Raw genomic sequence first — 9,090 nt, forward strand, 5'->3', positions numbered from 1 at the left:
TTCGGGAAGGGGTGGGGCGGGGGGCTACAAGGCCTCGGCCAGCCCCGAGAGGAACTCCACCACCGACGCCGGCCCCGGCACCCGCACATCCGCCCGTTCCGCCAGCTCCGGCACCTCCCCCGCCCCGCTGCACACCAGCAGCCCCGGCACCCCGTCCGAACGCAGCTTCTCGACCGCCCCGAACGCGGGCAGGTCACCGAGGTCGTCCCCCGCGTACACCACGGACCCCGCGCCGACCTCGCGCAGGTACTCCGCCAGCGCCACCCCCTTGTCCATCCCCGGGGGCCGCAGCTCCAGGACCAGCCGGCCCGGCTCCAGGATCAGGCCGTGCCGGGCCGCGAGGGCGGCGAGCGGGTCGTGCAGGGCGGCGTACGCGGCCTGCGGGTCCGAGGCGCGCCGGGTGTGGACCGCGACCGCCTGCCCCTTCTCCTCGATCCAGGTGCCCCGCCAGGCCCCGTGCGCGTCCAGGACCCCCGGCAGCTCGGCCCGGGCGGCGGTGACGCCGGGGTGCGGCGCGGGCGCGTGGACCGTCCCGGTCACCGCGTCCCAGCGCTCGGCGCCGTAGTGGCCCAGCACCACCAGGTGCTCCAGACCGGGGACACCCGCGAAGCCGCCGTACCGTACGGCCACCCCCGCGGGGCGTCCGGTGATCACCGCGACCGAGGCGACCTTCGGGGCGAGCGCCGCGAGCGCGGGCACCGCGCCGGGGTGCGCCCGGGCCTGTTCGGGGTCGGCGACGATGTCCGCGAGCGTCCCGTCGAAGTCGAGTGCGATCACGGCCCGCTCGGGCGCGGCCAGGATCGCGGCCAGCGCCTCGCGCCCGGCGGACGTGGCAGGAGTCGGCAAAGGATGCGTGTGGCTGCCCATGGCACGACCCTAACGGCGCGGGGCGGATCACAGCCATGCCGGGGTGGGGAAAAGCCCCGGTCAGTCCCGGCGTTCGCGCTGCGTCTCGCGCACCCGGCGCAGCCGGTTCACGGTGACCGGGTCGTGGGCGAGCGCCCGCTCGTCGTCGAGCAGGGCGTTGAGGAGCTGGTAGTAGTGCGTCGGCGAGATCCCCAGCCGTTCGCGCACGGCCCGCTCCTTGGCGCCGGGCCCGGCCCAGGACCGCCGCTCGATGGCCAGCACGGCCAGCGCCCGCTCCCCGAGCCCGCGCCCGCCCTCGTCGTGGTCTGTCATACGTCCCAACGTATCGCCGCTTCCGGGCAGCCCGCCGGGCCCGGTCCGTCCGCGGACCGTGCGTGGCCGGCCGCGCACTTCCCCGCGCCAATCGGCAGCCGACCGCGGCCGGAGAATCCAGCTCGGCCACAGGCGCCCGCGGACCGAGCCCGGGCGGGCCTACTCCGCGTTCTCGGCCTCGGTGGCGACCTTCGCGATGCCCTCCAGCACCGACCGGGGGTCGCCCTCCGGCGACACCGCCTGACCGATCCGCTTCTTGATCGTCTCGCTGACCTTGGGCCAGGAGGTCTTGCCGACCGGCGGCAGCTCGGAGGTGGGCAGCGCGGCCAGGAACTCCTTGAGCTCCGGGTGCTTGCCGTCGTTCTGCATGGTCTGCGACGCCGTACGGGTCGCGGGCAGCAGGTCGTACTTGTCCGCGAAGGCCAGCACGTTCTGGTCGTTGAACGCGAAGTCGAGGAACTCGCCGATCTCCTCGCGGTGGCCGTTCTGCTTGAAGCCCATGATCCAGTCGGCCACGCCCATCGACGCCTTGGCCTTGCCCTCGGTGCCGGGCAGCGGGACCATGCCGTACTTCACGCCCTTCTTGCGGGCCTGCTCCATCAGCGAGGGGTGGCCGTTGAGCATGCCGACCTCGCCCTTGGCGAACGCGTCGAAGGCCGCCTGCCGGTTCAGCTTCGCGGGCGCGACGGGCCCGGTGAGGCCCTCCTCGACGAGGTTCTTCTTCAGCCAGTTGAAGGTCTTGATGTTCTCCGGCGAGTCGAGGTCGTAGCCGGAGATCTGGTTGACGTAACCGCCACCGCCGCTCAGCATCCACATCATCGTCTCGGCCTGGGCCTCCTCGCTGCCCAGCGGCAGCGCGAACGGGGTCTTCACCCCCTTGGCCTTCAGCGCCTTCGCGTCGGACGCCAGCTGCGCCCAGGTCTGCGGCGGCTTGATGTGCGCCTTGTCGAAGAGCGTCTGGTTGTAGAAGAGCAGCCGGGTGGAGGCCACGAACGGGATGCCGTACTGGACGCGCTTCATCTCGCCCGCGTCCGCCAGCGGCGCCAGGAAGTTCGCCTGGACGGGGATGGAGAGCAGCTGGTCGACGGAGTAGAGCTTGCCGCCGGCGGCGTAGTCGGAGTAGGCGCCGATCTGCGCGATGTCGGGGGCCTTGCCCGCCTTCACCATCTCCGCGACCTTGGCGTCGACGACGTCCCAGGACAGGACGGTGACCTCGACCTTGATACGGGGGTTCTTCTTCTCGAAGTCGCTGACGAGGTCGTGCCAGTACGCCTTGGTGCTGCTGCCGCCCGCGATGTCGTAGTCGGCGGCCACCAGCTTGAGGGTGACGCTGCCGGAGCCGCTGTCGCTGCCGCAGCCGGTGAGGCCCGCCGCCATGCCGAGTGCGGCCACCGCCGCCGTCAGACCCAAGAAGCGCCGCTGCACGTGCTCTGTCCCACCCTCGTTGTTCGCCAGTCGGTCCCCCGTGAACGTCCTGTTCGCAACGTCCTGTCTACATGAGCTGCGATCTTCCCTCGCAGCCGGGGCTGAGGTCTACACCAGTTGGGTATCACTTCCGCAACTTCTCCCCCTGATGCCCCACCCGTACGGCCGTATTCCCGGCGGCACTTGGGAAAACGCTTACCCCGCCACCCGGTGAGTGGACTAGACCTTTCATGGGTGAACGCGCGAGACTGTCTCCCGTGAGACACGTCATCGCCCTGGATGTGGGCGGCACCGGGATGAAAGCCGCCCTCATCGGGGCGGACGGCGGCCTGCTGTACGAGGCGCGCAGGCCCACCGGCCGCGAGCGCGGCCCCGAGGCCGTCGTCGCGGGCATCCTCGACTTCGCCGCCGAGCTGCGGTCGTACGGCGAGGAGCACCTCGGCGAGAGCGCCCGGGCGGCCGGGGTCGCCGTGCCCGGCATCGTCGACGCCGAGAACGGCGTCGCCGTCTACGCGGCCAACCTCGGCTGGCGCGACGTCCCCATGCGGCGGCTGCTGAGCGAGCGGCTCGACGGCGTGCCCGTCGCCCTCGGCCACGACGTGCGCACCGGCGGCCTCGCCGAGGGCCGGATCGGCGCGGGCAAGGACGCCGACCGCTTCCTCTTCGTCCCGCTCGGCACCGGCATCGCCGGAGCCATCGGCATCGACGGCCGCATCGAGCCGGGCGCCCACGGCTACGCCGGCGAGATCGGCCACATCGTGGTGCGCCCCGGCGGCATCCCCTGCGGCTGCGGCCAGCGCGGCTGTCTGGAGCGCCTCGCCTCCGCCTCCGCCGTCACCCAGGCGTGGGCCGAGGCCAGCGGCGACCCGGACGCGGACGCGGCCGACTGCGCCAAGGCCGTCGAGTCCGGCGACCCGGCGGCGAAGGCCGTCTGGCACGAGGCCGTCGCCGCCCTCGCGGACGGCCTGGTCACCGCGCTCACCCTGCTCGACCCCCGCACCCTGATCATCGGTGGCGGACTCGCCGAAGCCGGGGAAACCTTGTTCGTACCGCTGCGGGCGGCCGTCGAGGAGCGCGTCACGTTCCAGAAGATGCCCGCGATCGTCCCGGCCGCCCTCGGCGACACGGCGGGCTGCCTGGGCGCGGGCCTGCTCGCCTGGGACCTGCTCGACGCCACCGGCACCGCACCCGCTCCCGGCACCGGGACCCCTCCCGGCACCACCCACTCCACGGAGGTAACCGCCTGATGGCCGCAGTCAAGGTCCTCTCCGGCGCCCGCGTCGTGCTGCCGACCGGTGTCGTCGAGAACGGACGCGTGATCGTCGAGGGCGCGCGGATCGCGGGAAGCGCACCCGGGAGCGCCGAGCGCGTCGACCTCAGCGGCCACTGGGTCGTCCCCGGCTTCGTCGACATGCACGTCCACGGCGGCGGCGGCGCCTCCTTCACCAACGGCACGGTCGAGGACGTCCTGAAGGGCATCCACACCCACCGGCTGCACGGCACCACCACCATGGTGGCCTCCACCGTCACCGGCGAGATGGACTTCCTGGCCCAGCGGGCCGGGCTGCTCTCCGAGCTGGTCGAGCAGGGCGACCTGGCGGGCATCCACTTCGAGGGCCCCTTCATCTCGCCGTGCCGCAAGGGCGCCCACAGCGAGGACCTGCTGCGCCACCCCGACCCGGCCGAGGTCCGCAAGCTGATGGACGCGGCCCGGGGCACGGCCAGGATGTTCACCCTCGCCACCGAGCTGCCCGGCGGTCTCGACTCCGTACGCCTGCTCGCCGAGCACGGGGTGATCGCCGCCATCGGCCACACCGACGCCACCTACGAGCAGACCGTCGAGGCGATCGACGCGGGCGCCACCGTCGCCACCCACCTCTACAACGCGATGCCGGCGCTCGGCCACCGCGCGCCCGGCCCGATCGCCGCCCTCCTGGAGGACGAGCGGATCACCGTCGAGCTGATCAACGACGGCACGCATCTGCACCCCGCCTCGCTCGAACTGGCCTTCCACCACAAGGGCGCCGACCGGGTCGCCTTCATCACGGACGCCATGGACGCGGCCGGGTTCGGCGACGGGCTCTACCACCTCGGACCGCTGGAGGTCGAGGTCAAGGAGGGCGTCGCCCGGCTCGTCGAAGGCGGCTCCATCGCGGGCTCCACCCTCACCCTGGACCGTGCCTTCCGGCGCGCGGTGACCGTCGACGGCCTCTCGGCCGAGGACGCGGTCCGCGCGCTCTGCGCCAACCCGGCGCGGCTGCTCGGCGTGTACGACAGGGTCGGCTCGCTGGAGCCGGGCAAGGACGCGGACCTGGTGGTCCTGGACGAGGCGTTCACGCTGAAGGGCGTGATGCGCCGGGGCGAGTGGATCGTGGCGCCCCCGCTCGGCTGAACCCCGCTCGGCTGAGCCCCCGGGACACGGCGGCGGCCGGAACCCGTGACCGCGGGGTCTGGGCCGGCCACCGTCCGTTTGGCATGATCACCCCGTGATCCTGACCGTCACGCCGAACACGGCACTCGACCTGACCTACCGGGTCCCCGAGCTCGTCCCGCACACCGCCCACCGGGTGGAGGAGGTGACCGAGCGTCCCGGCGGCAAGGGCCTCAACGTGGCCCGGGTCCTGGCCGCGCTCGGCCACGAGTGCGTCGTCACGGGCTTCGCGGGCGGTCGCACCGGCGCGGTCCTGCGCGAACTGCTCGCCCCGCTCGCCCCCGTCGACGCGCTGGTCCCCATCGCCGGGACCACCCGCCGCACGATCGCGGTCGTGGACGCGGCCACCGGCGACACCACCCAGCTCAACGAGCCGGGCCCGCAGGTCACGGCCGAGGAGTGGGAGGCGTTCCTCGCGGTGTACGAGCCGCTGCTGCGGGAGGCGGACGCGGTCGCCCTCTGCGGCAGCCTGCCGCCCGGGGTGCCCGTCGGCGCCTACGCCGACCTCGTACGCCGGGCCCGCGCGGCGGGCGTCCCCGTCCTGCTGGACACCAGCGGCGAACCCCTGCGGCGCGGCCTCGCCGCCCGCCCCGATCTGATCAAGCCCAACGCGGACGAGCTGGCCCGGCTGACCGGCTCCCGCGAACCCCTGCGCGCGGCCCGCGACGCCCGCCGCCGGGGCGCGCACGGTGTGGTCGCCTCCCTGGGCCCCGAGGGCCTGGTGGCGGTCACCCCCGAGGGCACCTGGCAGGCGGCCCCGCCGTCCCCGGTCCGGGGCAACCCCACGGGCGCGGGCGACTCGGCGGTGGCGGCCCTGCTGTCGTCCCTGGTGGAGGGCCTGCCCTGGCCGGACCGGCTGGCGCGGGCGGTGGCCCTGTCGGCGGCGACGGTCCTGGCGCCGGTGGCGGGCGAGTACGACACCGGGGCGTACGAGACCTTGCTCACCGAGGTGCGGGTCACGAGCGTCACGGGCTAGCCCCGGCCCTCAGGGGCTCAGTAGTGCTTCTTCGTCTTGCTGATCTCGACCCAGTCGAACACCGCGTCGCACTGGTTCCCCTGCTCACAGGAGAACTTGATGGTGTTCGGCCCCTGCTTCAGGTTGACCTGCGTCCACGAGTACTGCCAGTTGTTCTCCAGCTTCGGGTCGGTGGACCCCCTGAAGTTCCTCAGGCCTATCGGCTGGGCGTTCGGCTTGCCGTTGACCGTCACGGTCGCGTTGGCGTCCTTCGCCGGGATGGCGAACCGCACGTACAGGTAGTACGAGCCGGACGACGGCAGATCGGCCTGCCAGGTCAGCGAGGCGCCGATCTGGTTGAAGCCGTTGACGTACGCCCCGTCCGTGCCCTGCGCGCCCTTCACGTCCTTGGCCAGCACCGCGCCCCCGCCCAGCTTCAGCGTCGCCGCGTCCTGCTTGGGGAGCTCCTGGGCCGGGGGGGACGCCGAGTCGGAGGGCTTCTGCGACGGCTGCTGGGAGGCGCCCGTGGAGGTGCCGTCGCCCGTCGGCTTGGCCGCGCCGTCGTCCTTCTTGCCGTCGCCGTTGGTGGCCAACGCCACACCGATGCCGATGACGACCGCCGCGACCACCGCGACCGCGCCGATCAGCAGGCCCTTGGTGTTGGGGCCACGGCTGCCGCGCCCGCCGCCGTCGGCCGGGGGCGCGGGACGGCCGGGGGCGCCGGCGCCCCCGCCATAGGTCTCGGGCGCCGCGTACTGGGCGGTGGGCTGGCCGTACTGCTGCTGGCCGTACTGCTGCCGGCCCTGCTGCTGAGGGGGCTGGCCGTACTGCTGGCCGTACTGCTGCTGCGGGACCTGCCCGTACTGGCGCTCGCCGACCGTCCGCACCTGGTTGTACGAGGTGCGGGGCACGCCGGGCTGCTGCGGTGCCGTCGGGTTGGGGTAGCCGTAGCCGCCCGAGCGGGGCGGGGTGGCGCCGGAGGCCTGTCCGTCCTCGTACAGATAGCCGAACGGATCGTCGTCCTCGGGCGTGCTCGCGCCGTTGTTGCCGGGCGTCATCCGGGGTCACTCCTCACTGTTCGCCAGCCGTCGCCGACCGGCCGAGCCTACCCCGAACGGCCGACACCATGGCCGCGACCTCGGTCGCACCCCCGGTGCGCCGGAAGCTAACCGGCGCGCCGGTGGACCTTCGCGCGGGACCGCTTCTCGATGTACATCCGCTGGTCGGCGGAGCGCAGGACCTCCTCGACGGACATCCCGCAGCTGGCCCAGCCGATACCGAAACTCGCCCCGACGCGGACCGCCCGACCGTCCACCCTGATGGGCGGGATGATCGCGTTGCGCAGCCGGACCGCGAGGTCGGCCGCGTCGGCCGCGCCCAGGCCGTCGGCGAGGACGACGAACTCGTCACCGCCGAGCCGCGCGACCGTGTCGCCGTCGCGCACCCCGGTCGTGAGCCGGCGCGCGACCTCGATGAGGACGGCGTCACCGGTGTTGTGACCGAACCGGTCGTTGATCGACTTGAAGCCGTCGAGGTCGCAGAAGAGGACCGCGAGCCCCTTGGTGCCGTCGTCCACCTCGCCCTCGGGGGCGACCATGTGCACATGGTGGTCGAAGGGCCCCGCCCCCGGCGCCGGGTCGAAGTCGAAGCCGCCGGAGGCGCAGACCGCGTGCCCAGGGGTCTCGGGCCGCCCGTCGTGCACCTCTCCGTACGCCGCGTCCAGCGCCTCCACGGCGGTTGCACCCACCGCGTACGGCCGCTGGCAGAGCCGGGCGGAGAGGCGGGCGCGCAGCTCCGCGCTGTTGGGCAGACCGGTGAGCGAGTCGTGCGAGGCGCGGTGGGCGAGCTGGAGCTCGTGCCGCTTGCGCTCCTCGATGTCCTCGACGTGGGTGAGCAGGAAACGGGGACCGTCGGCGGTATCGGCGACGACGGAATTGCGCAGCGACACCCATACGTACGAGCCGTCGCGGCGCCCGAGCCGCAGCTCGGCGCGCCCGCCCTCGGCCGAGGTGCGCAGCAGCAGGCCTATGTCGTCGGGGTGGACGAGGTCGGCGAAGGAGTAGCGCCGCATCACGGCGGCGGGCCGGCCGAGCAGTCGGCAGAGCGCGTCGTTGGTACGCAGCAGACGTCCGTGCTGGTCACCGCCCATCTCGGCGATGGCCATGCCGGACGGCGCGTACTCGAAGGCCTGCCGGAAGCTCTCCTCGCTGGCCCGCAGCGCCTGCTGCTCGCGCTCCAGCCGAACCAGCGCGCGCTGCATGTTTGCGCGAAGCCGGGCGTTGCTGATCGCAATGGCGGACTGGGAGGCGTACATCTGGAGCGCTTCGCGCCCCCAGGCGCCCGGGCGCCGCCCGTTGCGCGGCTTGTCGACCGAGATGACGCCGAGGAGCTCGCGCCCGCCCCCGGAGGCGTACATCGGCGCGTAGAGGCGGTCCTGGGGGTGCCACTCGTCCTCGAAGCGCGGCTCGGGGCCCTCGGTGTACCACTGCGGGACGTCGTCCTCCAGGAGCACCCAGCCCTCGGTGTGCGGGATGAACCGCAGGTCGCCCCAGCCCTCACCCATGGTGAGCCGCCGCTCCCAGGAGGCGCGGCTGCCGACGCGCCCGGTGATCAGAGCCTCGGCGGCGGCGTTCCCGGCGAAGGCGGCGACGACGAGGTCCCCGTCGGGGCGTACGAGATTGACGCAGGCCAGCTCGTATCCGAGCCCGGCGATGACGCCGTCGGCGACGGTCTGCAGCGTGTCCGCCAGACTGCGGGCCGTGTTCAGGTCGGTGACCACCTGATGCAGCTGCCGCAGGGTCGCAAGACGGACGTACGGCTCCGACTCGGTCTCCATTGCTCGCTCTCCCCGAGACCTCGACAGCAACTCCAGGATCCTGATTCGGCGCGCTTCTTCTCCGGCTTCCGGCCCGGCTTCCGACTTCCCAGTGGGCGCTTTTCGTGCAACGTCCCCGTCACTGAATCACAGCGAGCTGCCCACTCGGTACACAGGGTCAACAATTACCGCACTCTGTGACTCAAGTCACACGGGGTGATGGCGGGTGCGGTGCGGGGGGTGGGAGCGCTCCGCGGAATTACGGAATGCAAACAGGCGTTAATG

8 protein-coding genes are annotated in these 9,090 nt (G+C 72.9%); 3 read left to right on the forward strand and 5 right to left on the reverse strand.

Translation table 11 applies throughout. The features are described 5' to 3' along the window. Positions 1–24 precede the first annotated feature (24 nt). From otsB to ACJA3G_RS22035, 3 genes are all read right to left on the reverse strand, one after another. Positions 25–867 carry a trehalose-phosphatase gene (otsB, locus tag ACJA3G_RS22025; protein WP_406554743.1) on the reverse strand — a complete coding sequence of 281 codons (843 nt, stop codon included), beginning with the start codon at positions 865–867 and terminating at the stop codon, positions 25–27. Positions 868–927: 60 nt separating this feature from the next. After that, the gene (locus ACJA3G_RS22030) at positions 928–1,179 is read right to left on the reverse strand and encodes a DUF3263 domain-containing protein (protein ID WP_406554744.1); all 252 of its coding nucleotides are present in this window, start codon (positions 1,177–1,179) and stop codon (positions 928–930) included. A 159-nt stretch (positions 1,180–1,338) separates the two neighbouring features. Beyond that, entirely contained in the window at positions 1,339–2,556 is a 1,218-nt protein-coding gene (locus ACJA3G_RS22035) for an extracellular solute-binding protein (protein ID WP_406554750.1), read from the reverse strand. 305 nt (positions 2,557–2,861) lie between these two features. Here ACJA3G_RS22035 and ACJA3G_RS22040 point away from each other — a divergent pair, with 305 nt between their 5' ends. The 3 genes from ACJA3G_RS22040 (at position 2,862) to ACJA3G_RS22050 (ending at position 6,011) form a co-directional block, all read left to right on the forward strand. Continuing rightward, on the forward strand, positions 2,862–3,851 hold the full coding sequence (locus ACJA3G_RS22040; protein WP_406554745.1) for an ROK family protein: 990 nt from the start codon (positions 2,862–2,864) through the stop codon (positions 3,849–3,851). After that, entirely contained in the window at positions 3,851–4,996 is a 1,146-nt protein-coding gene (nagA, locus tag ACJA3G_RS22045; protein ID WP_406554746.1) for an N-acetylglucosamine-6-phosphate deacetylase, read from the forward strand. The genes ACJA3G_RS22040 and nagA overlap by 1 nt, the downstream gene beginning before the upstream one ends. A 94-nt stretch (positions 4,997–5,090) precedes the next feature. Continuing rightward, positions 5,091–6,011, forward strand: a complete 921-nt coding sequence (locus ACJA3G_RS22050; RefSeq protein WP_406554747.1) for a 1-phosphofructokinase family hexose kinase — start codon at positions 5,091–5,093, stop codon at positions 6,009–6,011. Between the two features lie 17 nt (positions 6,012–6,028). Here the strand turns inward: ACJA3G_RS22050 and ACJA3G_RS22055 are convergent, their stop codons facing one another. Beyond that, positions 6,029–7,048 carry a carbohydrate-binding protein gene (locus tag ACJA3G_RS22055; RefSeq protein ID WP_406554748.1) on the reverse strand — a complete coding sequence of 340 codons (1,020 nt, stop codon included), beginning with the start codon at positions 7,046–7,048 and terminating at the stop codon, positions 6,029–6,031. 107 nt (positions 7,049–7,155) lie between these two features. After that, a complete protein-coding gene (gene cdgB, locus ACJA3G_RS22060) occupies positions 7,156–8,826 on the reverse strand; it encodes a diguanylate cyclase CdgB (protein ID WP_406554749.1) in 1,671 nt (556 codons plus the stop codon). Positions 8,827–9,090 lie beyond the last annotated feature (264 nt).

The sequence above is a fragment of the Streptomyces sp. YS-3 genome (genome assembly GCF_045257485.1).
Taxonomy (GTDB): Bacteria; Actinomycetota; Actinomycetes; order Streptomycetales; family Streptomycetaceae; genus Streptomyces.

Excerpts from the sequence above, each read along its gene's own strand:
- nagA (WP_406554746.1), top strand. The coding sequence starts at position 3,851 with ATGGCCGCAGTCAAGGTCCTCTCCGGCGCCCGCGTCGTGCTGCCGACC.
- ACJA3G_RS22055 (WP_406554748.1), bottom strand. The coding sequence starts at position 7,048 with ATGACGCCCGGCAACAACGGCGCGAGCACGCCCGAGGACGACGATCCG.
- ACJA3G_RS22035 (WP_406554750.1), bottom strand. The coding sequence starts at position 2,556 with ATGGCGGCGGGCCTCACCGGCTGCGGCAGCGACAGCGGCTCCGGCAGC.
- cdgB (WP_406554749.1), bottom strand. The coding sequence starts at position 8,826 with ATGGAGACCGAGTCGGAGCCGTACGTCCGTCTTGCGACCCTGCGGCAG.
- ACJA3G_RS22030 (WP_406554744.1), bottom strand. The coding sequence starts at position 1,179 with ATGACAGACCACGACGAGGGCGGGCGCGGGCTCGGGGAGCGGGCGCTG.
- otsB (WP_406554743.1), bottom strand. The coding sequence starts at position 867 with ATGGGCAGCCACACGCATCCTTTGCCGACTCCTGCCACGTCCGCCGGG.